At 55.8% G+C, this 22,435-nt stretch carries 25 protein-coding genes; 10 read left to right on the top strand and 15 right to left on the bottom strand.

Annotated features, from left to right (window positions below):
- Positions 1 to 152 precede the first annotated feature (152 nt).
- Positions 153 to 1,526, bottom strand: a complete 1,374-nt coding sequence (locus NR195_RS04230) for an MATE family efflux transporter (protein WP_022625743.1) — start codon at positions 1,524 to 1,526, stop codon at positions 153 to 155.
- A gap of 202 nt (positions 1,527 to 1,728) precedes the next feature.
- Between NR195_RS04230 and NR195_RS04225 the strand changes: the two genes are divergently transcribed.
- Entirely contained in the window at positions 1,729 to 2,388 is a 660-nt protein-coding gene (locus NR195_RS04225) for a riboflavin synthase (RefSeq protein WP_010670039.1), read from the top strand.
- A 336-nt stretch (positions 2,389 to 2,724) separates the two neighbouring features.
- On the opposite strand, the gene cfa is transcribed toward NR195_RS04225, so the two are convergent.
- Both cfa and punC read right to left on the bottom strand, forming a co-directional pair.
- Positions 2,725 to 3,873: a cyclopropane fatty acyl phospholipid synthase gene (cfa, locus tag NR195_RS04220; RefSeq protein ID WP_010245604.1), complete on the bottom strand. Its 1,149-nt coding sequence runs from the start codon at positions 3,871 to 3,873 to the stop codon at positions 2,725 to 2,727.
- Between the two features lie 310 nt (positions 3,874 to 4,183).
- Positions 4,184 to 5,386 carry a purine nucleoside transporter PunC gene (punC, locus tag NR195_RS04215; RefSeq protein ID WP_033771637.1) on the bottom strand — a complete coding sequence of 401 codons (1,203 nt, stop codon included), beginning with the start codon at positions 5,384 to 5,386 and terminating at the stop codon, positions 4,184 to 4,186.
- A gap of 107 nt (positions 5,387 to 5,493) precedes the next feature.
- On the opposite strand from punC, the gene punR reads away from it, so the two are divergent.
- Positions 5,494 to 6,399 (top strand): DNA-binding transcriptional activator PunR, encoded by a 906-nt coding sequence (gene punR, locus NR195_RS04210; protein WP_039391831.1) that lies wholly within the window; start codon positions 5,494 to 5,496, stop codon positions 6,397 to 6,399.
- Here the strand turns inward: punR and purR are convergent.
- A complete protein-coding gene (gene purR / locus NR195_RS04205) occupies positions 6,396 to 7,421 on the bottom strand; it encodes an HTH-type transcriptional repressor PurR (protein WP_010245595.1) in 1,026 nt (341 codons plus the stop codon). The genes punR and purR overlap by 4 nt on opposite strands.
- A gap of 281 nt (positions 7,422 to 7,702) precedes the next feature.
- Here purR and NR195_RS04200 point away from each other — a divergent pair, with 281 nt between their 5' ends.
- Positions 7,703 to 7,792, top strand: coding sequence for a YnhF family membrane protein (locus NR195_RS04200; RefSeq protein WP_010245592.1), 90 nt, complete (start codon positions 7,703 to 7,705; stop codon positions 7,790 to 7,792).
- Between the two features lie 46 nt (positions 7,793 to 7,838).
- Here NR195_RS04200 and NR195_RS04195 read toward each other — a convergent pair whose 3' ends face one another.
- Entirely contained in the window at positions 7,839 to 8,636 is a 798-nt protein-coding gene (locus NR195_RS04195) for a C40 family peptidase (RefSeq protein WP_010245589.1), read from the bottom strand.
- A 365-nt stretch (positions 8,637 to 9,001) separates the two neighbouring features.
- Here NR195_RS04195 and NR195_RS04190 point away from each other — a divergent pair, with 365 nt between their 5' ends.
- Positions 9,002 to 9,337, top strand: coding sequence for a Grx4 family monothiol glutaredoxin (locus tag NR195_RS04190; RefSeq protein ID WP_170933470.1), 336 nt, complete (start codon positions 9,002 to 9,004; stop codon positions 9,335 to 9,337).
- 43 nt (positions 9,338 to 9,380) lie between these two features.
- Here the strand turns inward: NR195_RS04190 and rnt are convergent, their stop codons facing one another.
- The 4 genes from rnt to NR195_RS04170 form a co-directional block, all read right to left on the bottom strand.
- Positions 9,381 to 10,049: a ribonuclease T gene (rnt, locus tag NR195_RS04185; RefSeq protein ID WP_010245582.1), complete on the bottom strand. Its 669-nt coding sequence runs from the start codon at positions 10,047 to 10,049 to the stop codon at positions 9,381 to 9,383.
- Positions 10,050 to 10,169: 120 nt separating this feature from the next.
- Positions 10,170 to 10,577 (bottom strand): lactoylglutathione lyase, encoded by a 408-nt coding sequence (gene gloA / locus NR195_RS04180; RefSeq protein WP_010245580.1) that lies wholly within the window; start codon positions 10,575 to 10,577, stop codon positions 10,170 to 10,172.
- Positions 10,578 to 10,693: 116 nt separating this feature from the next.
- On the bottom strand, positions 10,694 to 11,791 hold the full coding sequence (locus tag NR195_RS04175) for an alkene reductase (RefSeq protein WP_010245578.1): 1,098 nt from the start codon (positions 11,789 to 11,791) through the stop codon (positions 10,694 to 10,696).
- A gap of 50 nt (positions 11,792 to 11,841) precedes the next feature.
- A complete protein-coding gene (locus tag NR195_RS04170) occupies positions 11,842 to 12,438 on the bottom strand; it encodes a TetR/AcrR family transcriptional regulator (RefSeq protein ID WP_010245576.1) in 597 nt (198 codons plus the stop codon).
- Positions 12,439 to 12,612: 174 nt separating this feature from the next.
- On the opposite strand from NR195_RS04170, the gene NR195_RS04165 reads away from it, so the two are divergent.
- From NR195_RS04165 to NR195_RS04150, 4 genes are all read left to right on the top strand, one after another.
- Positions 12,613 to 12,852 (top strand): DUF1289 domain-containing protein, encoded by a 240-nt coding sequence (locus tag NR195_RS04165; RefSeq protein WP_010245573.1) that lies wholly within the window; start codon positions 12,613 to 12,615, stop codon positions 12,850 to 12,852.
- A gap of 68 nt (positions 12,853 to 12,920) precedes the next feature.
- Positions 12,921 to 13,817: an aldo/keto reductase family oxidoreductase gene (locus tag NR195_RS04160; protein WP_033757493.1), complete on the top strand. Its 897-nt coding sequence runs from the start codon at positions 12,921 to 12,923 to the stop codon at positions 13,815 to 13,817.
- 84 nt (positions 13,818 to 13,901) lie between these two features.
- On the top strand, positions 13,902 to 14,420 hold the full coding sequence (gene sodC / locus NR195_RS04155; protein WP_010245567.1) for a superoxide dismutase family protein: 519 nt from the start codon (positions 13,902 to 13,904) through the stop codon (positions 14,418 to 14,420).
- A gap of 130 nt (positions 14,421 to 14,550) precedes the next feature.
- A complete protein-coding gene (locus tag NR195_RS04150) occupies positions 14,551 to 15,018 on the top strand; it encodes a hypothetical protein (RefSeq protein ID WP_010245563.1) in 468 nt (155 codons plus the stop codon).
- On the opposite strand, the gene NR195_RS04145 is transcribed toward NR195_RS04150, so the two are convergent.
- The 3 genes from NR195_RS04145 to NR195_RS04135 are packed head-to-tail and all read right to left on the bottom strand — an operon-like array spanning position 15,019 to position 18,115.
- The gene (locus NR195_RS04145) at positions 15,019 to 17,019 is read right to left on the bottom strand and encodes an FUSC family protein (protein ID WP_187493423.1); all 2,001 of its coding nucleotides are present in this window, start codon (positions 17,017 to 17,019) and stop codon (positions 15,019 to 15,021) included. It lies immediately after the preceding gene.
- Entirely contained in the window at positions 17,016 to 17,873 is an 858-nt protein-coding gene (locus NR195_RS04140; protein WP_033771647.1) for an HlyD family secretion protein, read from the bottom strand. The genes NR195_RS04145 and NR195_RS04140 overlap by 4 nt, the downstream gene beginning before the upstream one ends.
- 5 nt (positions 17,874 to 17,878) lie before the next feature.
- A complete protein-coding gene (locus NR195_RS04135; protein WP_256844154.1) occupies positions 17,879 to 18,115 on the bottom strand; it encodes a DUF1656 domain-containing protein in 237 nt (78 codons plus the stop codon).
- A 150-nt stretch (positions 18,116 to 18,265) separates the two neighbouring features.
- On the opposite strand from NR195_RS04135, the gene slyA reads away from it, so the two are divergent.
- The gene (gene slyA / locus NR195_RS04130) at positions 18,266 to 18,703 is read left to right on the top strand and encodes a transcriptional regulator SlyA (RefSeq protein ID WP_010245551.1); all 438 of its coding nucleotides are present in this window, start codon (positions 18,266 to 18,268) and stop codon (positions 18,701 to 18,703) included.
- A gap of 40 nt (positions 18,704 to 18,743) precedes the next feature.
- Here slyA and slyB read toward each other — a convergent pair whose 3' ends face one another.
- Positions 18,744 to 19,211, bottom strand: coding sequence for an outer membrane lipoprotein SlyB (slyB, locus tag NR195_RS04125; protein WP_010245548.1), 468 nt, complete (start codon positions 19,209 to 19,211; stop codon positions 18,744 to 18,746).
- A gap of 282 nt (positions 19,212 to 19,493) precedes the next feature.
- Here slyB and anmK point away from each other — a divergent pair, with 282 nt between their 5' ends.
- Positions 19,494 to 20,615: an anhydro-N-acetylmuramic acid kinase gene (anmK, locus tag NR195_RS04120; RefSeq protein ID WP_256844276.1), complete on the top strand. Its 1,122-nt coding sequence runs from the start codon at positions 19,494 to 19,496 to the stop codon at positions 20,613 to 20,615.
- Positions 20,616 to 20,661: 46 nt separating this feature from the next.
- On the opposite strand, the gene NR195_RS04115 is transcribed toward anmK, so the two are convergent.
- Together NR195_RS04115 and NR195_RS04110 are read right to left on the bottom strand one after the other, a co-directional pair.
- The gene (locus NR195_RS04115; protein ID WP_010245542.1) at positions 20,662 to 20,895 is read right to left on the bottom strand and encodes a DUF4060 family protein; all 234 of its coding nucleotides are present in this window, start codon (positions 20,893 to 20,895) and stop codon (positions 20,662 to 20,664) included.
- A gap of 229 nt (positions 20,896 to 21,124) precedes the next feature.
- Positions 21,125 to 22,336: a diguanylate phosphodiesterase gene (locus NR195_RS04110; RefSeq protein ID WP_033757504.1), complete on the bottom strand. Its 1,212-nt coding sequence runs from the start codon at positions 22,334 to 22,336 to the stop codon at positions 21,125 to 21,127.
- Positions 22,337 to 22,435: the final 99 nt, after the last annotated feature.

The raw sequence follows: 22,435 nt of genomic DNA, 5'->3' as shown, positions 1-22,435 counted from the left end.
AACATGCTGTCAGGGCGACAGCGGGGACGAATATTAACGGCAGCGTGTGAGGCTGGCAAGGGGAAAATAGTTTTTTCGCCATGACTGCACAGCAACTGTGCTAACCGTCGTTTTTTTCGTCATTGCGGGCCATGAATGACCCGCCTCGAACGTTATCGCGCTGCACGCGTCAGGATAATCTCCGCCGGAGATTGCTGTAACCGTCTGATGCGCCAGATCATCATCACCGCAGCCGAGGTCAGGCCGATAATAAAGCCGCACCAGAAGCCCGCAGGTCCCATGCGCGGCACCACCCAGTCGGTCAGCGCCAGCAGATAACCGGCGGGCAGCCCCAGCAGCCAGTAAGCGATAAAGGTAATAAAGAAAATCGACCGCGTATCTTTATAACCGCGCAGGATCCCGCTGCCAATCACCTGTATCGAGTCTGAGAACTGATAAATTGCCGCCAGCAGCATCAGCTGTGCCGCCAGCGTCACCACTTCAGGGTTGTCGTTATAGAGCAGGGCAATCTGATGACGAAACGTCACGGTAAAAATGGCGGTCAGCGCCGCCATGCTGATGCCAACACCCTGGGCGGTCCAGGCCGCGACCCGGGCCTGCTCGGTGGAGCCCTGACCCAGACGATAACCGACGCGGATGGTGGTCGCGACACCCAGCGACAGCGGCAATACGAACATCAGTGAACTGAAATTGAGCGCAATCTGGTGACCGGCCACGTTAACGATGCCCAGTGGCGAAACCAGCAGGGCGACAACGGCGAACAGCGTGACCTCAAAGAAGAGTGCCAGCGCCACCGGCAATCCCAGCGTCATCAGGCGGCTCAGAATCGGACGGGAAGGGGGTGACCAGCGGCTCTCCATACGGATATCGCGCATGCTACCCATCCGGCGCACCCAGAAGCGCATGCAGATAAACATCACCCAGTAGACCGAGGCGGTCGCCACGCCGCAGCCGACACCGCCCAGGGCAGGCATGCCGAAGTGGCCATAGATAAAGACATAGTTGAGCGGGATGTTGAACATCAGGCCTAAAAAGCCCAGCACCATGCCGGGTTTGGTTTTCGACAGCCCCTCGCACTGATTGCGCAGCACCTGGAAGAAGAGGTAGCCAGGCGCGCCGAACAGCAGGGCATGCAGATAACCTTCTGCCTTCAGCGCCAGCACTGGATCGATGTCATGCATCGCCCGGATAAGATAACCGGCATGCCACAACAGCACCATAATCAGCAGGGAGACGAAAAAGGCGAGCCAGTATCCCTGGCGGATCTGTTCACCGATGCGTTCGCGGCGGCCAGAACCATTGAGTTGCGCAACGGTGGGCGTCAATGCAAGCAGAAGACCATGACCAAACAGGATGGCCGGTAGCCAGACAGAGGTGCCGACAGCAACGGCGGCCATATCCGTGGCGCTGACTGCGCCGGCCATAATGGTATCCACAAATCCCATTGCGGTTTGAGCCACCTGAGCAAGGATGACCGGAATCGCAAGGGCCAGCAATTGACGCGCTTCTGTTAAATACTTCTGCACGTTAACACCTGACTTATTGAATGAATTAAAAGGGGCAGGAAGCCCGGGGAATTTCGCGAGCTAGTGTAACTGGCGTAACAGAATTCGCCAATCTTTGTCACACAATGCGGTTTGCTCCGCTATAAAGCGGCGGTGCGGGCTGAAATCTAACAGCCGACCTGAGCTGTGATAAACTAGCGTAAACTTCGCAGAGGCAAAGACTATGTTTACCGGTATTGTGCAGGGCACCGCAGAAATCGTGTCCATTGAAGAGAAAGAACTGTTTCGTACCCATACTGTCCGCCTGCCGGAAGAGCTCTTACCGGGTCTGGCGCTGGGCGCATCCGTAGCCCATAACGGTTGCTGTTTAACCGTAACAGCAATTGAAGGCGACCGCGTCAGTTTTGATTTAATTAAAGAGACATTGCGGGTGACTAACCTTGGCGATTTACGTCAGGGCGATGTGGTCAATATTGAGCGTGCAGCGAAATTCAGCGATGAAATAGGCGGCCATCTGATGTCTGGTCATATTATGACCACCGCTGAAATTTGCAAGATTATCCAGTCAGAACATAACCGCGAAGTCTGGTTTAAAATCCAGGATGCGGCGCAGATGAAATATATTCTGCATAAAGGGTTTGTCGGCATCGACGGTATCAGCCTGACGGTAGGCGATGTGACTAAGACTAAGTTCTGCGTCTATCTGATCCCGGAAACGCTGGAGCGAACCACGCTGGGGGCGAAGACCTTTGGCGATCGGGTGAATATTGAAATCGATCCGCACACGCAGGCAATCGTGGAGACCGTTGAGCGGGTGTTAGCACAGCGCGATGCCGCGGCGGCGATGAGCATGCTGACCGGCCAGTCAACGACAGAGAGTTAATAAAAGGCGCGTAAGCACCGCAGACAGCCCAATCGGTTTTACTCTGTCAGCAGTATAAAAGCGCAGGGCGCCGGGTCAGAAGAGGAAAGCGTCCCACCGCCCGGATAAAAACGCCGGGAGCGTTTTTGAACAACGCAACGCGTTGGCCCGGCAACGGGCGCACCTCAGGGATGAGGTGCGTAATCGCGTGGGCCGCGCGTGTCAGGGATGACAGGTTTTGCGACTTTCCGATCTGACCCTGTTCCTTACGCAATGCTCTCTCTTAAAGCAAAGCAGGCCCTTCTTTTCAAGTGTTCAGCCGGGGCAGCGCCTTCTTAATTGCCCGCTTTTTAACCCCTACCGCGCCACCCGTAATCCCCCCTCAACGCCGCGACTGAACACGATCTGCCACAGCTGAATATCACGCGCCCGGAAGGCACCGGCACAGGCATTCAGATAATAGGAGAACATCCGTTTAAAGCGTTCGCCATATTTATCGGCCAGCTCTGGCCAGGCCTGCAAAAAGCGTTCATGCCAGGCCATCAGTGTTTTGTCGTAATCTGCGCCGAAATTGTGCCAGTCTTCCAGAATAAAATGGGGTTCGCTGGCATCGGCCACATGGCGCACCGAAGGCAGGCAGCCGTTGGGGAAGATATATTTATCGATCCAGGGATCGACACTCATATCGGTTTTAATCGCGCCGATGGTGTGAAGCAGGAAAATACCGTCAGGCTTTAAATTACGATCGACCACGTCAAAATAGGTCGCGTAATTTTTCGGTCCGACATGTTCAAACATACCCACCGACACAATACGATCAAACTGCTCATTCAGGTCGCGATAATCCTGCAACAGAATCGTGACGTCTAATCCGCTGCAGCGCTGCTGCGCCAGTTTCTGTTGTTCGGCGGAAATCGTCACGCCATGCACTTTAACGCCATAATGACGTGCGGCAAATTCCGCGAGTCCGCCCCAGCCACAGCCGATATCCAGCAGTGACATTCCGGGTTCCAGCGCTAATTTACGGCAGATCATATCCAGCTTGGCTTCCTGCGCCGTCGCCAGTGTCGTCGCCTCTTTCCAGTAGCCACAGGAGTATTGCATATAGGGATCGAGCATCAGTGAAAAGAGGTCGTTGCCCAGGTCGTAATGCTCTTTACCGACAATCCACGCCCGTTTTTTTGACTGCAGATTGGTTAAGCGTGCGGCGGCAATGCGCAGCGTATCTTTGAAGTGATGAGGCAGCTGCTGATCGAGTTTATGTTTAAGTACCTGGTGGAAGAAAATATCCAGCCGGTCACACTCCCACCATCCATCCATATAGCTCTCACCGAGCCCAAGAGAGCCCTCCTGCAGAACACGTTTAAAAAAACCAGGATGATTAATATGAATATCCCAGGGACGTGAACCATTAATTTCGATATCCGCTTTTTCCAGCAGTTCATGAACGATGCGATACCAATGGTTTTCTTCGAGGCTCACTTCTTCTGCATAAGATGAACTCATAGATTTTCCACCACCTGTCCAATCTGAACCTGAACAAAGAGTAGCCAATTTATTCAGGCAATGAGAAACGATGCGGATGGCTCCGCAAACCGGTTATCTGTTTGATACAGAGGACTGGAACAGCCTGCAGCAGGTCGGGTAAGGTGAGAATAACGCGCGCGAATACCGTCCCGGCAGCAGGGTGCCAATCAGATTATTACGTTATTATATTGTTGATTTATTACAGATTTGTTGACCCGGATGAGTATATGCTCACGCGGGTCAATATTCAATAACTTATTGTTAGGGCGCTAACTAAAAAGTCAGTGTGTCACTGATTATCCTGGCAGGCAGTTTGCGCAGAGGCAACAACAGTTTGTGCGCTTGCGGCACGCTGCATGGCGTAACCCAACAGCGCCAGCACAATTGTCACCGTCATCATCAGTGTGGTGGTAAATAGCGGCTGAGTTAAGCCGGCCGACACTGCCAGGCTGGCAGCGAAACAGAGTCCTAACTGCAGTGTATTCTGCAACGCGGCGGCTTTACCGGTAGCGGTTGGGAAGGGCATCAGCGCACTGGACACCACAATCGGATAGATCGCGCCGTTAGCCAGCGCCATACCGCAGAACGGTACCATCAGACTCACCAGCGTGCTGCTGCCAGCAAGCGCAACAGCAAACAGCGCCAGAATGCTCAGGCTGTAGACGGCCAGCAGCCAGGGCAGCAACTGTGCGCCGTTAAAGCGGTTGAGCAGGGTGCGACAGCCGAAGCCACCAATTAAAAAGGCGAGCGTCTGGGGCACATAACTCAGACCGATATCGGCGGGCGACAGACCCAGATCCGCCAGAATAAAGGGCGATCCGGTCAGCCAGGCAAAGAAGCTGGCTGAGCAGGCGGAGTAGATCAGCACGTTGCCGCTGTAGACCCGTGATTTAAGCAGCGTGAAAAAGCCGGGCTGCGCACCTTTTTCTCCCGCGGCCTTGCGCACGGTGGGCAGACGCAGCGTGGTCAGAATCAACGCCACCGCAATCAGGGTCAGCACCAGGAAAATCGAACGCCAGTGGAAGTGGCCGATCAGCCAGGCACCCAGTAGCGGAGCCAGCGCCGGAGAGAGCGCAACCAGCGGCATAATGGTGGCAAAGACTTTGTTAGCGCGCGCTGCAGGGTAGCGATCCACCACCAGCGCCTGCCAGCTTACGGCAGCGGCACAGACGCCAATCGCCTGGACAAAACGCAGCGCCAGCATCAGATAGATATCATTCACCCACAGCATGCCTGCGCAGCCAGCGCCAAACATGGCCAGTCCGGACAGCAGCACCGGTTTACGACCGATGCGATCGGAAAGCGGTCCCCAGAAGAGCTGACCCACGGCGAAGCCGCCCAGGAAGAGACTCATACTGGCGCTGATCAGACCGGGTGAAGTGTTAAAGGTTTGCTGCATCGCACCAAAGGCGGGCAGGTACATATCAGTGGCTAAAAAGCCCAGCATGCTCAGCAGGGCAAGGTAGGGCATAAACCCTTTATTCGACAGCATCTGATTCTCATTTTTGCAGGATAAACGCGGCAGAGTGTAAAAGGTGCGTTTGCTGCTGTGAAACGGTAATATTTGCCGATTGCTGTTAAAATTTTTGAAGGCAGATTATGTGGTCAGAATATGCATTAGAAGTGGTTGACGCTGTCGCCCGTGGGGGGAGCTTCAGCGCCGCCGCGCAGGAGTTACATCGGGTGCCCTCTGCCATCAGCTATACGGTACGTCAGCTGGAAAACTGGCTGGCGGTACCGCTGTTTGAACGGCAGCATCGCGAAGTGGTTCTGACCCCGGCGGGTGAGCATTTTGTCCGGGAAGGGCGCAGCGTCATCAAAAAAATGCTTGCCACCCGGCGACAGTGTCAGCAGCTGGCTAACGGCTGGCGCGGCCAGCTAAGCATAGCCGTTGACCGTATCGCTAAACCTCAGCGCACCCGACAACTGGTCAAAGATTTCTATCGCCACTTTCCCGATATGGAGCTGATTATCAGCTATGAAGTCTTTAACGGCGTCTGGGATGCGCTGGCCGATGGCCGGGTGGAGGTAGCGATTGGTGCCACTCAGGCGATACCGGTGGGCGGACGTTTTGCTTTTCGCGATATGGGCACGCTTAACTGGCGCTGCGTGGTTGCGCCCGACCATCCTCTGACGCAGGCGAGCCAGATAGATGATGACACGCTGCGGAGCTGGCCATCCCTGGTGCTGGAAGATACTTCTCGCGCACTGCCGCGTCGTATGACATGGACGCTGGATAACCAGCGCAGGCTGGTGGTGCCGGAGTGGCAAACCGGGCTGGAGTGCGTGCAGGCGGGATTGTGTGTGGCGATGGTGCCGGGTCATCTGGCCAGGCCACTGCTCGACAGTGGCGAGCTGGCTGAACTGACGCTGCCGGTGGCGTTTCCGGATAGCCCATGCTGCGTCAGCTGGGCAGAGGATCGCGCATCACCGGCGACAGGCTGGTTGCTCAGCTATCTGGGTGATGCGCAAACGCTTAATCAGGAGTGGTTAAGCGAGCATTAACGGCGATAGTCGCGGAACGGGCCATCGGCCACGGAACGGCGCTCAATCAGCGTGGGATGGACCTCAATCGTTTGTGACACTTCGCGCTTACTGGTAATGCGGTCCAGCAGCATTTCCAGCGCTTTCTCACCCAGCTGGGCTTTAGGCTGATGCACTGTGGTCAGGGCCGGTGCAAAATAACGGGCGTTGCGCACATTGTCATAGCCAATCACCGAAATATCCTGGGGGACGCGCAAACCCATCTCGTCGGCGGCGCAAATTGCGCCCATCGCCATGATGTCACCGCCACAGAACACCGCCGTCGGACGCTGCTTCTGCGACAGGATCTGCTGCATCGCCTGATAGCCTGACTCCGGCTCAAAGTCACCCTGCACAATCCACTCGGCGCGTGGCTGAATACCCGCTTCTTCCATCGCCTTCAGGAAACCGGCATGACGTCCGCCACCGGTGTTACGCTCCATCTGGCCGGGGATTGCACCAATATCCCGGTGTCCGCGTTCAATCAGATAGCGTCCCGCCAGATAGCCGCCCTGGAAAGCATTATCCAGTACCGTGTCGGTGAAGTCGGCGCGCGACTCGCCCCAGTCCATCACCACCATCGGGATATTGCGGTTCTCTTCCAGCATCTGCAGCAGATCGTCCGGATATTCAGAGCACATCACCAGCAGCCCATCGACGCGTTTCTGCGCCATCATGCTGAGATAGGCGCGCTGTTTTTGCAGATCGTTATGCGCATTACCCAGAATCAGCGTATAGCCTTTGTCAAAGCAGTGATTTTCAACCGCTTCGATAATTTCAGCGAAATAGGGCGCTTCGCTGGAGGTGGCAAGCAGGCCCAGCGTCTTGGTGTGGTTCACTTTCAGGCTGCGCGCCACGGCGCTCGGCGAGTAGTGCAGTTCTTTAATCGCCTGCCAGACCGCGTTGCGCGTCTCTTCAGCCACAAAGCGGGTTTTATTGATGACGTGCGAAACGGTGGTCGTTGAGACGCCAGCGCGTTTCGCCACATCTTTAATTGTTGCCATGAAAATCGGACTCCAGTGCTTATCTAACTCTATGATAAGCGTAGTGTTAAACGTTTGCGTCTGCTCAGGGTTTTTTCCGCAAAAATGCAGCTTTCATGGCCAGGAAACAGGCCGCTGGCGGCGTAAAAGCGCCTGAAAACGTGCGCAAACGGAATCAGGGTTGCGCGCGTTGCGCAACAAAGGCGGGATTCTAACAAGGCTGAACGGATAAAACGAGATTTTTACCGGGCCCTGTGGGAAAATGCGATACCCCTACTGATTGTGTGACTAAGGAGCAAGCAATGAGTACCGATCTTAAACTGGCTTTAATGACCACCGCGGGCTGTCTGCTGATGATTGTGGCCTTTAGTTTTACCGCTATTCTGCACTAATAAAAAAGCCGGGATTATCCCGGCTCTCTTCTGGTTGTTCTGCTGCTCAGCGTATGGTTTTTGGCGTCATCACCCGACGGGCACCAATATAGTGGCGCTGCCAGTAATCTTCTCCTAACGCGCTGATCTGAATATCTTTGCCGGTGCGTGGCGACTGGATAAACTTGCCATCACCCAGGTAAACGCCAACATGGTCCGCAGTACCGCGTCCATTGATACGGAAGAAGACCAGATCGCCTTTCTCCAGCGACTCACGCTTGATCGGCGCGGCGTCACGCAGGTGGTACATCTCGTTAGCGGTACGTGGGATCTTAAACTTCACCAGATCTTTATAGGCGTACCAGACCAGGCCGCTGCAATCGAAACCGGTATGGGGAGAGGTGCCGCCCCACTGATAGGGTTTACCCAACTGACCCATCAGCTTGGTCATCGCGGTTTCGCGGGCCTTCTGATAGCGCTGACGGTGAGATTTGCTCATCTTAATCGTGCCGGTCTCGCTGGTGGTGACCTCAGCGGTTTTCAGCAGGCGCTGATGACCATAGCGTTTTTTCTCTTTGTTCTTACTGAGACGGGCGGTTTTTAGCGAGGTCTTTTTAGCAGGCGTCTGTTTTGCGGTGAGTTCGACTTTTTTCAGTTTTTTTGTTTTTAGTTTTTGAACCGGGCTGAGGCGAGTCTTTTTCGTCACCGTTTTGACCGGGCGACGCTTGCGACGCTCATCGTCGCGCGCACTCTTTTTCTCTGCTTTATGCGTACTGACGTTCACCGGTGCGTGAGGCGACGCAGCGGCGATGTTGAAAAACAGTTGCGCAAAGGCCAGCATGAAAAACGTAATGATTAAACGCATAGTCCGTTGATTAGTTAAGTTGTCAGGGCCACTACGCACCGCGACAAAGTTGAGATTAATCTGATCCAGGATCAGCGCCCAGGCCATTCTAGTCCAGTTCTTTTAAAAACTGTAATGCCTTTTAATATTAATCTTTGCAACCCACGCAATTGTGCTGAAAATGAACATTTTCAGCGTCTTATATCAACGAAATTATTACGAATTATTAATCTGTTACCTGCTGTTAATAATCAGGAATTCAGGTGTCCCGGAGCAGGACTTAACAATGATGGCGATTTAATCGGGCAGCGATCAAAATCTCGTTTTCAGTCACGCTGCGAAGTCGCTACAATAAACAAACACGATGTGACGAATTAAGGAAGGCAATTATGAGTACTGTAGAAAAAATTCAGCGCCAGATCGCAGAAAACCCGATCCTGCTGTACATGAAAGGTTCCCCGAAACTGCCAAGCTGCGGTTTCTCTGCACAGGCGGTGCAGGCGCTCTCAGCCTGCGGTGAGCGTTTTGCTTACGTGGATATTCTGCAGAACCCGGACATTCGTGCCGAGATGCCGAAATTCGCTAACTGGCCAACTTTCCCGCAGCTGTGGGTTGATGGCGAGCTGGTCGGTGGATGCGACATCATCGTTGAGATGTTACAACGTGGTGAACTGCAGACGCTGATCAAAGAGACTGCAGAAAAATTTAAAGAAGCAGAATAAAAAAAGGCCGACATCACGTCGGCCTTTTTCATTGCGGCATCCCTTATGCGGATGTCGTGGCTTCTGCATCGCCTTCCGCGAAGGGCAGTGGCCAGCCGCCTAACCGTTTCCAGCGGTTCACCAGCTCGCAGAATAGCGTTGCCGTCTGCTGAGTGTCATAGAGCGCAGAATGCGCCTGCGTACTGTCAAACTCCATGCCCGCCGCAATACAGGCCTTCGCCAGCACCGTCTGCCCTAAAACCAGCCCGCTCAGGGCCGCGGTGTCAAAGGTGGCAAACGGGTGAAACGGGTTGCGCTTCAGGCTGGCTCGTTCCGCCGCCGCTGACATAAAGTTCAGGTCGAAGGTGGCATTGTGCGCCACCATGATGGCGCGATTGCAGCCGCTGTCTTTAATGCCCTTGCGCACCATTTTGAAAATGGCGTGCAGCGCCTCATATTCACTGACCGCGCCGCGCAGCGGATTGCTGGGATCGATACCGGTAAAGGCCAGGGCTTCGGGATGCAGCAGCGACCCGACAAAAGGTTCGACGTTGAAATGCAGCGTCTGGTCAATCTGAATCCATCCCTCTTCATCCATTTTCAGCGTGATAGCGGCAATCTCCAGTAACGCATCGGTTTGCGCATTGAAACCCGCGGTTTCAACGTCGATCACCACCGGATAGAAGCCACGGAAACGTTGATTGAGTGCATTAGGGGAATTCGATTCAGACATCAGGATCTCGTTGCAGAAAAAGGGCAGCGCGTATTATGGCAAAAAACGGGGCCGGGTGCAGCAGATGAAGCGCAGAGAAGGGGATTCAGCCCACCCAATCGGGCAGGCTGACAGGCAGGTTTAGTTGCCGAGGCCGTTACCGGCATCTTTGTTTTCGATCAGCTCGATTTTGTAACCATCGGGATCTTCAACAAAGGCAATAATGGTGGAGCCGCCTTTAACCGGGCCAGCTTCACGCGTCACGTTGCCGCCATCTTTGCGGATACGTTCGCAGGCCGCTGCTGCGTCATCAACGCCCAGCGCAATATGACCATAGGCATCACCGAGGTCATACTTATCGACGCCCCAGTTGTAGGTCAGTTCGATCACCGCACCTTCGCTCTCGTCGGTGTAGCCCACAAATGCCAGGGTATATTTGTATTCGGTGTTTTCGCTCTGACGCAACACGCGCATGCCCAGCACACGGGTGTAGAAATCGATTGAACGTTGCAGATCGCCAACGCGCAGCATGGTATGAAGTAAACGCATAACATCCTCTTTTAAATAAAACGCCATCGCCCGATGACTCAGGCGCTAAGTATAGCGATGAAAATCGCTATTGAATAATGGCTGCCGTCATCATCCCGGACGGCAGCCCGAACCGGTTACAGCGTTGGGTAGTCGATATAACCTTCCGCGCCGCCGCCGTAGAAGCTTTCCGGACGCTGTGGATTGAGTGGGGCGTCCTGCTGCAGACGCTCAACCAGATCCGGGTTAGCAATGTAATCGCGACCAAACGCAACCGCATCGATCAGGCCGCGACCAATCAGGTCATCCGCTTTCTCAACGGTATAGGCACCGGCACCAATGATGGCACCCGGGAAGAGATCACGCACTTTCTGACGGAAAGCGTCGGTATAAGGCTGACCGCCGGCCCAGTCTGGCTCGGAGAGGTGCAGATAGGCGATGTTGCGTTTTGCCAGCTCGCCGATATACCACAGCGCCGCTTCCTCTTCATCCGGGCCGTTGTCCAGATTCTGGAAGCTGCCGATAGGTGAGACGCGAATACCAATGCGATCGGCTGACCAGTTAGCGATCACCGCATCAACCACTTCCAGCGCAAAGCGACCGCGTTTTTCGATGCTGCCGCCATATTCATCAGTACGCTGGTTTGAGCCAGGAGCCAGGAACTGGTGCATCAGGTAACCGTGCGCCGAGTGCAGCTCAAGCAGGTCAAAGTCCGCTTCACGCGCGTTGGCCGCAGCCTGGCCAAAATCTGCCACAATCTGCTTAATCTCTGGCACTGTCAGCTCACGCGGCGTTGAGGTATCTTCGCGATAGACGCTGCCATCTTCAGCACGCAGTGAGGTACGGGTGCCAGCGGCAATCGCCGATGGCGCAACCGGTGCTTTGCCTTCCGGCTGCACGCTGTTATGTGAGATACGACCGGTGTGCCATAACTGTACTGCGGTGTGACCGCCAGCCTGATGCACGCCTTCGTTAATCGCTTTCCACGCTGCAATCTGTGGCTGAGTATGTAAGCCTGGCGCACCGGCATAGCCTTTCGCCTGGAAAGAGATCTGGGTCGCTTCGGTGATGATCAAACCGGCGCTGGCGCGCTGGCGATAATATTCAGCCATCATCGGGGTAGGGATGTCGCCTGGCTCAATGCTGCGCAGACGGGTCAGCGGTGCCATAAATACGCGGTTTGGGACGGTAATTGCACCGACTTTTAGCGGACGAAACAGCTGGGTACTCGCCATAATAGCTCCTGATTAGTAGACCAGTCGTCTACAAACATGTTTTTTAAAAATCAGCGGCGTTCAAGCCACTGTTCGATGGTACTCAATGCCAGACGCAGTGGCTGCGCCTCGCGGGAAATTTTGCTCTGCAGGCTGGCACCCAGCCACAGCAGCGACAGCAATTCCGCCATCTGCGCGGGGGGCTGCGGCAGGCTCAGCGACTCCTGCTGCTCTGCGGCAATCAGGGTCCGGGCGTAGAGTGCCGTGATCTTTCCGGCACCCTGCTGCAGTGCATCACGCATCGGCTCTGAGAGATCGCACACCTCCGCGGAGACTTTGACGCCCAGACAGCCTACGATGTGGCCCTGCTGAACAAACAGATCAACGGCAGCACGAAAGTGGTTAAGCAGACGCTCACGCGGCGTGCCTTCGGTCTGGTTAAGCTGCAACGCCACATCCTGCAGGAAACGCGCAAAATAGCGCTCCAGTAACGCCACGCCAAACGCCTCTTTAGAACGGAAGTAGTAGTAGAAGGAGCCTTTCGGCACCGCCGCCTGCGTCAGCAGTTCGCTGAGGCCCATTCCGGTAAAGCCGCGTTGCAGACAGAGTTGCTCACCTGTCTGGAGCAGGTGTTCGCGGGTTTCGTTGCGTTGTAGCGTCTTATTCATGGCAGTGAGATTAGTAGACCAGTCGGTCTAATGCAACGCAACCCTCTCTATTTGGCACAGAGTGTTCACTCCTGAGTCAAAGAACAGGATAATTCTGACCGGGTGGGGCTTACTTCCTGCGCAACCAGGCTACGCTTTTTACTGGACTGTTTATTCTGTGAATCCGGAGGCGTGGTGGCCGAGCAGCTTGAGTTTTTCCCGGTTCCCAGCCCCTGTCGCGGCATCTGCCAGACGGATGCGCGCGGCTACTGCCTGGGATGTTTACGCAGCCGCGATGAGCGGTTCAACTGGCTGCGCTTTAGCGATGCGCAAAAGCGTGAGGTCATTCGTCTTTGTCAGCAGCGGCGTCAGCGTCTGCAACGGCAACAGAAAGGTGAGGAGCCACACGCGCCCCAACAGCCGGAGTTATTCTGACGACTTTGCGCTTTCCGTTATACTCTCTGACACGCTAATTTCAGCCAACGCGCAACAGGGAGATCGTCATGTTAGAACCGCAAGCCATCGCTTCACAGGGGCCCGATTTTTCACCGCTGGTCATGGGGTACTGGCGTCTGATGGAGTGGGGGATGTCGCCACAGGAACGGGTCGCCTTTATTGAGCACCATGTGAGGCTCGGCATCACCACCGTTGACCATGCGGACATCTACGGTGACTACCAGTGTGAGGCGGCGTTTGGCGAGGCACTGAAACTGGCACCCGGCTTGCGCGACCAGCTACAGATTGTCACCAAGTGCGGCATCGCCACCCGCGCCCAGCCTGAGCATCAGATAGGCCACTACATTACCGACAAACGTCATATCCTGCAGAGTGCTGAAAACTCACTGCGCCATATCCACACCGATCGTCTCGACCTGCTGCTGATCCATCGTCCCGATCCGCTGATGGAGGCTGACGAGGTGGCCGAAGCCTTTATGGCGCTGCATCACAGCGGCAAGGTTCTGCATTTTGGCGTCTCTAACTTCACACCATCACAGTTTTCCCTGCTGCAATCCCGTCTGCCGTTCTCGCTGGTGACAAATCAGCTGGAGATCTCACCCGTGCAGCAAAGTGTGCTGCTGGATGGCTCGCTGGATCAGTGTCAGCAGCTGCGTATTCGTCCGATGGCCTGGTCCTGTCTGGGTGGCGGTCGCCTGTTTAACGATCCCCATTTCCAGCCGCTGCGTGACGAACTGGAAGCCGTGCGGCAGGAAACCGGTGCCACCAGCCTTGAGCAGGTGGTCTATGCCTGGATACTGATGCTGCCATCGCGCCCGCTGCCAATCATCGGCTCAGGTAAAACGGCGCGGGTCAGCGAAGCCGCCGGAGCACTGAACTTATCCCTGTCGCGTCAGCAGTGGTTCCGTATTCGCAAGGCGGCGCTGGGATTTGATGTGCCCTGAAGCGTAAAACTGCGTCAATCTCCGGCAAAATAGTGCAATAGCGACCAGACTTATCTCAAACCCTGGTATGCAAATGGAGTCACCATGAAAATGAAAGCAGTTGCCCTATTCGCACTGATCGCCTGCGGCTCAGCACAGGCTGCCAGCGAGCAGGTTACGATCCATCAGGTTACCGCTGAAGGGATTGGGAAATCGCTGGGCACCGTTAAGATTGACGAGACACAGTATGGTCTGCAGTTCACGCCGGATCTGCAGGGCCTTCAGCCGGGCATTCATGGTTTCCATGTTCATGCTAAAGGCAGCTGTGAACCGGGCGAGTCTGAAGGCAAAGTGGTCGCCGCCGGTGCGGCGGGTGGTCACCTTGATCCAGCCAACAGCGGCAAACATCTGGGGCCTTATGCAGAGGGGCACCTGGGCGACCTGCCCGCGGTCTATGTCGATGACAAAGGCAGCGCCACTTATCCGGTGCTGGCGCCGCGTCTGAAATCGTTAAAAGAGATCAAAGGCAAAGCGCTGATGGTGCACGTCGGCGGTGACAATCATGCCGACCATCCTAAACCGCTGGGCGGTGGCGGGGCACGCTACGCCTGCGGTGTAATCTGAGTTTCCGGGCGGCAGGCGATGGCCGCCCGCTTTTCTCCTGCCTGTTTATGAATTGTTGTACCATCCCTGACATTTCCCCCCTATGATATTGATTCAGGTAAGAAAGCGTGATGGGGAAAGGAGCAGGAAAATGAAATTCAAGGGCGCATTACTGCTGTGTCTGCTGCTGGTGGGATGCGATAAACCCAATGATACGCAACTGGTCACCGAAACCGGACGCGAACTGCAGCGCACCATCGATACCAACCCAATGCGTATCACCTGTGAAAAGATCGCGAAGGGTCGTGAATGGCTGAGCCGCAACATGGTGCGTAAGCTGGAAGCGCAGGGTTGCGATCAGGTCTTTCGCAGCGCCACCGAAACCAATTTCACGGATAGCACTATTTATCGCCGCACCATGACTATGGTGTGCGGTGGCATTCATGGTCAGAGTTTTACCGGTACCGAACTGACACGCCGGTTTATCTTCTCACCCGATGAGAAAGTGCTGGTGATTGAACCGATGACCGAAATGGATAAAACCCGCTTCGAAGGCCATAAAACGCTGCAACAGCTGCAGGATGATTTTAACCGGCAACAGCAGCAATATTGCCAGTGATCACTCCGGCACCGCCTGCTTCAGCTGTGCCAGTGAACAGCGTAACCGCCAGATAATCCCCGCCAGTTCGCTGGCCTCATTGCTTTCCAGTGCCAGTAACGCGGTGATGGTCTCCTCCAGTTCCGTCAGCATCCGATCCAGCGAGCTGTGGCGCACGCCGCGGCTGCTGATAATCTGCTGTAAGTCTTGCAGGCAGTGATCGCGAAACCCCATCAGTGCGGCTGAACCGGCGCGCCATTCACGCAGCTGCCAGACGATATGCGAGCAGTTGAGCAGCACCACGCCCCAGCGCAGTAGCCAGACGCGAGCCTGCTCATCCCGGCTGTGACTGAGCTGGCTGATACGGTGGTAAATCTGCGATTCGAAGCGGCTCTCACTGAGCCGGGGCCGCTGCCGCAGCTGATCGAGAAACGCCAGCCGCAGCGCCCGGATATGCCGTCGGCTGCGCCGCGCATCGGAGCTGGGTCGCAGAATCTGGAACGCCAGCCAGGCGAGCAGCACCCCGCAGACTTTGGCGATGTTATCGTTAAAGAAGTCCTGATAATCCCATGTGGGCGGGTTAGTCACCGCGATAAACGAGCCCATAAAGACGATGAACTGTCCCCACATCCCGGCGCGCTGTTTCTGTTGCAGCTTAAAGAGTTGCAGCGTCACCAGCAGCGGGAACAGAAACAGCAAAAACTGCCACAGCTGACTGATCTGCACCATCAGCCCAAACTTCATCACAAAACTAAACGCAAACAGCCACAGCAGGGTCTTCAGCAGCAGCGTGACGCTGCCGCCAGGTGAAGGTGAAGAAGCGTAGAGCACACAGGCTATGGCGGTTAAGGTGAGCGCGGCTGCACCTGAAGACCATTGCGTATTGATCCAGAAGGCGCAGCCCAGCACGATAACGCTGAAGGTACGCAGGGCGCTCCAGCCCGCCTCGGCGCTGTCACTGTCGCGCGCCAGCGCCGGAACCGGCGGTGGCTGAAAGCGGGTGTCGGCATCGGCGCGATCCAGCAGGCGGATCCAGCGCTGCACGTTGAGGTACATCCAGCAGAAGTAGCGCAGCCGCTGACAAAAAGCGCGCTGCCGGTAGTCGCCATCCGCTGCCGGGGTCACGCTGCGCAGGATTTGTGCCAGACGATATTTATCACACGCCGGTTTCGCCAGCTCCGCCATCAGTTGTTGCAGCGCCTCAAACAGCGCCTCAGGCGCGTCGGGCCAGTTCAGCAGCATGCGTCGCAGGCTGGAGAGCACGCTGGTGAGTCGCAGCTGCTGGTGCAGCACATAGTTCAGCACGTTGTTCTGTCGGCGAAAGCGGTAGTGGCTCCAGAACGCCTGAATCCGCAGCAGATTCATGGTCAGAATCTGGCTGATGACATTTTCATGCGCGGTCCGGATGGTCTCGCTGGCTGAGGGCTGCAGCAGTAACACCGCATGTTCCAGCAACCGGGCATGCATCTGTTTCAGTGAGGTAATCAGCGTCTCACCATCGGAGGTACTCGGCAGTACCATCATCATCAATCCGGCGCAGAGAATGCCGGAGATCACCTCGCAGACCCGTGCCTGAGCGATGGTCCATAGCGAGGTGATATCGGTGATGTTAACGCTGCTAAAGGCGATGATGGCGGCGGTGTAGCCCGCCAGCGAAAAGGCGTAGGCAACGTTATTCTGGTAGTGATTCGCTATGCCGGTACAGAGCGCCAGCCAGCCGGCAATGGCAAAGGTAAACAGCCACGGCTCATTAAGCGTATGTCCGGCGATCAGCAGCGCGGCGCTGGCCCCCATCAGACTGCCAACAATTCGCCCCAGACTTTTACTGATCGCGCCGCCGACAGTGGGAAAGCTAATCACGGCGGCAGAGGTCATTGCCCAGTAGGGCTCATCCAGATCCAGTCCGTAGGCGATGCTCAGCGCCAGGCACATCGCAATAGCGTTACGCAACGCATAACGCCACTGGCCGGCGTTCGCCTTAATCCAGGGAAGTTGATCCCAGGCCAGCCACTGAAAATTCATGGCTGGATGGTGATGGTGCAGCTGGTTCCCGCCACCAGGTCTGCATCGGCAGGGAGCGGGTCGAGACGAATACGCACCGGCACCCGCTGCGCCAGCCGCACCCAGGGCACGTTGGGTTTGATATCGGGCACCAGGCCGCTGTCGGTCTCAATGCTTTGGTCATAGATGGCGCGGCCAATGCTATCCACCTGACCCTGCAGCCGCATGCCATTGCTGTAGAGCACCACCTGGGCCGCTGCGCCTGGGTGAATATGGCGCAGTTTGGTCTCTTCGAAGTAGCCCATTACGTAGTAAGAGTGGCTGTCGACCAGGGCAAACAGAGGCGAACCCGCGGTGGCATAGTTGCCGGGACGCAGCGTCAGATTGGTGATCCAGCCATCCGCCGGTGCGGTCAGCGTCGTCTGCTGCAGATTCCAGCGCGCCCGTTCCCACTCCGCCTGTGCCGCTTTGGTGCTGGCGGCCGCCGCGCCGGCGCTTAATCGCGCGGCATCAAGGTCCTCTGCAGAGATGATGTTGCGCGGCAGGCTGCTGCGACGGTTAAATTCATGCTGCGCTTTCGCGAGATCCGCCTGCGCTTTGCTGAGCTGGGCGGCGGCATTGTCGAGCGCGATCTGCCACGGCACCGGGTCCAGCGTTAACAGCTGCTGGCCCTGATGCACAAACTGATTGTCTTTGACCTTCAGTTGCGTAATTCGTCCCGACACCTGAGGCGTGATATCCACCAGCTCTGCCCGTACTTTCCCGTCACGGGTCCAGGGCGACTGCATGTAGTAGTTCCAGAGCCAGCCAGCGGCCAGCAGCGCCAGGGCAAACACGATCAGCGTGGAGAAGTATTTTACCGCGTTAAATTTCATATCGATTATCCGTGACCGATGAGCCAGAGTGCGGCGGTAACGCACAGCACAAACAGGGAGAGATCAAACAGGGTGGGATGCCAGACATCGCCGGAGTAGATCCAGCCACGCACCAGAGGGTGGATCAGCAGCCAGAAAAAGAAGCCGACGATCACCGCTTTGAATATCGGCGGGAAAAACAGTGAGGCGCCCACCACCAGATCGGTCAGCGGATTCGCACCTGAAAAAGCAGGAGTGAGCACGTGATAACATCCTTCGTTAACCCAAACGTCAGACTGAAAGCGCTGCCACGTTATCGTGGCCTGGTCCGGGATTTGTAATTTGTCCTGTAAACTCGCAGAATAGTGTAAAATCTGGCTTGATAGCTAGCAAGCTAATTATAAGGAGATGAAATGGATACGCCCCTCGGAACGGATTTATCTCGCCTGGTGCGCATCTGGCGCGCGTTGATTGATCAGCGGCTGAAGCCGCTTGAGCTGACTCAGACTCACTGGGTGACGTTGCACAATATTCATCAACTGCCGCCCGAACAGTCCCAGATTCAGTTAGCCAAGGCGATTGGTATTGAACAGCCTTCGCTGGTGCGCACGCTGGATCAGCTGGAAGAGAAAGGATTAATCACCCGTTCGACCTGCGCCAACGATCGTCGTGCCAAGCGCATTAAGCTGACGCAGCAGGCCGAGCCGATAATCGAACAGGTTGAGAGTGTGATTGATGAGACGCGGGATGACATTTTGTCCGGCATCAGTCGGGAAGAGATCAGTCAGATGGTGACGCTGATCGCCCGGCTTGAAAAAAACATTCTCGAACTTCAGCATAAAGAGAAATAAAAAAACCGACGCCCAGGCGTCGGTTTTTTGTTTAGCTTCATTAGCGAGGTGAAACCGTCACCTGGCTGCCGTTGGATGCCATCACAACACGCTGGCCAACAGAGTAACGCGTGGCGGCCTGTTTCTGAACCACCATGATGGTGTTGCCATCATCCTTACGGATTTCCAGCTCAACGCCATCGGTTTTATTGACTGCGCCCTGTACGCCCTGGCCTGCTACGCCACCCAGAACCGCACCACCGGCTGTCGCCAGGCTACGTCCGCTGCCGCCGCCAATGGTGTTACCCAGGAAGCCACCCAGCACCGCACCACCGATAGCACCGATGACATTGCTCTCATCGCCGCCCTGGATTTTCACCGGACGTACTGAGACTAAGGTACCGTACGAAACGCTCTGCACCTGCTTAGCTTCACTGGCACTGTAGGTATCACCCGACAGCGTACTGGTATTGCTACAACCTGCCAGCATCACACCGGCCAGAGCGACCACAATTACACGCTTAATCATTTGAAACTCCTTTAGTCGAGAAGGTGCCACGTTTAACGCTGTATCCTGCTCACAGTATAAGACACAAACCTGGCAAATTAATCCCTGTCCGAATAAAACACGGCTGGACGAAGCATAGACTATGCAGGATCAACAATAATTCAATCGTGGACTAAAAATAGTCCCATTACGTTATCAGTCAGCACGATTGGATAAAAAGAATTTAATCATAGAATTAGCGATCATTATTTGTCAGGCTAACCGCAGATGAATTGCACTTCCGGCCGGAAGTAAGGAATGGCTATGAAATCAGGACGCTATATTGGGGTAATGTCAGGCACCAGCCTGGATGGAGTGGATGTGGTGCTGGCTGCCATTGATGAAAATATGGTGGCGCAGCAGGCCAGCTACTGCCATCCGATGCCACCAGAACTGCGTCAGGCGATTCTGGCGATATGTCAGGGACAGTCCCTGACGCTGTCGCAGCTCGGCCAGCTTGATACCCGCCTCGGCCAGCTGTTTGCTGAAGCGGTAGTGACATTAATGAAGCGCGAATCGCTTGAAGCCAGCGATATCACGGCGATTGGCTGTCATGGTCAGACCGTCTGGCATGAGCCGCAGAGTGACGCACCCAATACGCTGCAGATTGGCGATCATAATCAGATCGTGGCGGCCACCGGCATCACCGTGGTAGGGGATTTCCGCCGCCGTGATATGGCGCTGGGCGGGCAGGGCGCGCCGCTGGTGCCTGCCTTTCATCAGGCGCTGCTGATGGATGCTACGGAACGCCGCATGGTGCTGAATATTGGCGGCATCGCCAATCTCTCGCTGCTGATCCCAGGTCAGCCGGTGCGCGGCTTCGATACCGGCCCCGGCAATATGCTGCTGGACGCCTGGATCTGGCGTAATCAGGCTCAGCCGTATGACAAAGATGCGCAGTGGGCGCGCAGCGGGTCGGTGATTCCGGCACTGCTGGAGGCGCTGCTACGTGAGCCCTGGTTTGCGTTGCCGCCGCCGAAAAGCACCGGGCGCGAACATTTCAACCTCAGCTGGCTGGAGCAGCATCTGCGCTATTTCCCGGGTCTGGCTGCGCAGGACGTGCAGGCTACGCTGGTCGAGCTGACCGCCATCACCATCACGCAGCAGGTGTTACTCAATGATGGCTGCGACCGTCTGCTGGTGTGTGGCGGCGGCAGCCGCAATCCGCTGCTGATGGCACGACTGGCAGCGCATCTTCCGGGAACGGAAGTAACGACTACCGATGCGGCGGGTGTCAGTGGTGACGATATGGAGGCGCTGGCGTTTGCCTGGCTGGCTTTCCGCACGCTCTCCGGCCTGCCGGGCAATCTGCCTGCGGTGACGGGCGCACGGGAAAAAAGCGTGATTGGCGCAATCTTTCCGGCGAATTCACTCTACCGACGCTAAGCGGGGAGTCGGGGGCAATCTGCCCCCGCAGGATTACAGGTGGCCGTCAGGCGGCGCCGGAGAGATGCGTCAGGTTGCGAACGCCAGTAATCACCGAGGCAACCATGGTTTCACGTCGGGTAATCACCTCAACCTGATAAAACCGGCTGCGGTAGGCGATGGAATAGATAACGGGATGGTACTTATTACCTTCTCCGTAGCGGGAGTAGTGCGCTTCAAGCGCACGAGTCGCTGCGAGAATATGGGAGGGTTCTTTATCACCGCGGATGATTTGCTTCATTCAGTTCCTCAAATGCTGTCCCTGGAGTCACGTCGCACGCATGGCGCGTAGCGCTGGCCTAAACACTGAACATCTGACTGCTAAACATTTAATCACTGACTGGGTAATGACTGACTCTGCCGCGGGAAGATGACAGAAAGATGATCCCCCGAGGCTGTTAATTATTTAGCAGCCGCCGGGTGATCCAGCAAGGCAGGAAATCGCAAATTCATCCAAATAGCAGAGGCGGTCAGATCAGCTCCGGCCAGGCTACGGCCGCAACGCCATTGAGTACAGGTTTTGAGAACAGAAAGCCCTGAAACTGGGTCACGCCTGCCGCTTCAAGCCACATCCACTCTTCCGGCTGTTCAATACCCTCGGCGATAACACCGATCTCCAGCGAGGAGCAGCATTTCAGAATGGCATGAATGATCGCCTGCTTCGGCCCACTTTTATGCACATCAGCGATGATGGTTCGGTCGATTTTAATCTTGTCAGGCTGAATACGCGTCAGCAGCGACAGGCCGGCAAAACCGGCACCGAAATCATCCAGCGCCAGGCTGATGCCGGCCGCCTTCAGCTGCCTGATGGCGGCTTCAAAGGCCTCAGGCTGCGAGATAATTTCATTCTCGGTGAATTCAACCATGATCTGCTCTGGCACCAGTCCCTGCGCAGCAATCTCATCCAGCAAAAACGGGACGGCGTCGGGCACTTCCACCAGCGTCATCGGCAGCAGATTGATCGACAGAGTCATGCCCTCAATCCCCAGCTGCTTCGCCTGGGCGAAGGCGATCTTTTTCGACCTCAGATCGAGCTGATAGAGCTGCTCACGTGACAGTCGGGCAAAATAGTCGAGCGGCGATTCTCCCTGCGGGCCGCGCAGCAGCGCTTCCAGCGAGACGATTTCGCAGGCGAAGGGGTCAACGATCGGCTGAAAAGCAAAGCTGACCTCATCCGCAGCCACCAGCGATGCGTTGCCTTCACGCTGTTCTGACTCGTCACAGATAAACGTCCAGCCGCTGGCGGCCGGGATCTCAAAATAGTTCTCTTTTTCCCGCGCTTCGACAAAGGTGCGCAGGAACTGCAGTGCGCGATCGGCATAGGTCAGCTGATACTTTGTGGTGCACTTTGCCAGTACCGCCTCCAGTACCGTCTCTTTATCATGCAGCCGCAGATCGAACAGCTCCATACCGACGTGGCCAAAACGGCGTGCCGGGGCGTAATCGCGCAGCAGTTCGACCAGATTATGGTGGCGTGGATCCTGGCAAATCCGGCTGTAAACTGCATTGACCGCCGCCTCGGGGCCTTCCAGCAGCTGGAAAAAATGCGTGCCATTGAATAATAAAATTCCGGTGACGCTGGAGGATTTATTGATTTTATTCGCTTTCCGCGCCAAACCATTCAGGATCTCAAGCGGCACATGTTCAGTAATGTGGCTGCGATAGATGATTGTCGACAACATAAAGGTTTCCGGAATTTTTTATTTTTTGTTATGGCACCTTACCAGAAGCTTCTTCCGGGGAAAACGAGGGCCAGTACGTCTTTCTCACTCTGACTCTGT

The sequence above is a fragment of the Pantoea sp. Ft-CA_14 genome, assembly GCF_024520875.1.
Classification (GTDB): Bacteria; Pseudomonadota; Gammaproteobacteria; order Enterobacterales; family Enterobacteriaceae; genus Pantoea; species Pantoea agglomerans.
The sequence above is the reverse complement of the archived record's forward strand: the minus strand, read 5'-3'. Positions and strand labels throughout refer to the sequence as shown.

Bases quoted from the DNA above. Each gene is read 5' to 3' on its own strand.
- NR195_RS04195 (WP_010245589.1), bottom strand. From the start codon at position 8,636: ATGCGTTTAATCATTACGTTTTTCATGCTGGCCTTTGCGCAACTGTTT.
- rnt (WP_010245582.1), bottom strand. From the start codon at position 10,049: ATGTCTGAATCGAATTCCCCTAATGCACTCAATCAACGTTTCCGTGGC.
- sodC (WP_010245567.1), top strand. From the start codon at position 13,902: ATGAAAATGAAAGCAGTTGCCCTATTCGCACTGATCGCCTGCGGCTCA.
- punC (WP_033771637.1), bottom strand. From the start codon at position 5,386: ATGCTGTCGAATAAAGGGTTTATGCCCTACCTTGCCCTGCTGAGCATG.
- NR195_RS04150 (WP_010245563.1), top strand. From the start codon at position 14,551: ATGAAATTCAAGGGCGCATTACTGCTGTGTCTGCTGCTGGTGGGATGC.
- gloA (WP_010245580.1), bottom strand. From the start codon at position 10,577: ATGCGTTTACTTCATACCATGCTGCGCGTTGGCGATCTGCAACGTTCA.
- NR195_RS04200 (WP_010245592.1), top strand. From the start codon at position 7,703: ATGAGTACCGATCTTAAACTGGCTTTAATGACCACCGCGGGCTGTCTG.
- cfa (WP_010245604.1), bottom strand. From the start codon at position 3,873: ATGAGTTCATCTTATGCAGAAGAAGTGAGCCTCGAAGAAAACCATTGG.
- slyA (WP_010245551.1), top strand. From the start codon at position 18,266: ATGGATACGCCCCTCGGAACGGATTTATCTCGCCTGGTGCGCATCTGG.
- NR195_RS04225 (WP_010670039.1), top strand. From the start codon at position 1,729: ATGTTTACCGGTATTGTGCAGGGCACCGCAGAAATCGTGTCCATTGAA.
- NR195_RS04140 (WP_033771647.1), bottom strand. From the start codon at position 17,873: ATGAAATTTAACGCGGTAAAATACTTCTCCACGCTGATCGTGTTTGCC.
- slyB (WP_010245548.1), bottom strand. From the start codon at position 19,211: ATGATTAAGCGTGTAATTGTGGTCGCTCTGGCCGGTGTGATGCTGGCA.
- NR195_RS04110 (WP_033757504.1), bottom strand. From the start codon at position 22,336: ATGTTGTCGACAATCATCTATCGCAGCCACATTACTGAACATGTGCCG.
- NR195_RS04175 (WP_010245578.1), bottom strand. From the start codon at position 11,791: ATGGCGAGTACCCAGCTGTTTCGTCCGCTAAAAGTCGGTGCAATTACC.
- NR195_RS04145 (WP_187493423.1), bottom strand. From the start codon at position 17,019: ATGAATTTTCAGTGGCTGGCCTGGGATCAACTTCCCTGGATTAAGGCG.
- punR (WP_039391831.1), top strand. From the start codon at position 5,494: ATGTGGTCAGAATATGCATTAGAAGTGGTTGACGCTGTCGCCCGTGGG.
- NR195_RS04160 (WP_033757493.1), top strand. From the start codon at position 12,921: ATGTTAGAACCGCAAGCCATCGCTTCACAGGGGCCCGATTTTTCACCG.
- NR195_RS04115 (WP_010245542.1), bottom strand. From the start codon at position 20,895: ATGAAGCAAATCATCCGCGGTGATAAAGAACCCTCCCATATTCTCGCA.
- anmK (WP_256844276.1), top strand. From the start codon at position 19,494: ATGAAATCAGGACGCTATATTGGGGTAATGTCAGGCACCAGCCTGGAT.
- purR (WP_010245595.1), bottom strand. From the start codon at position 7,421: ATGGCAACAATTAAAGATGTGGCGAAACGCGCTGGCGTCTCAACGACC.
- NR195_RS04170 (WP_010245576.1), bottom strand. From the start codon at position 12,438: ATGAATAAGACGCTACAACGCAACGAAACCCGCGAACACCTGCTCCAG.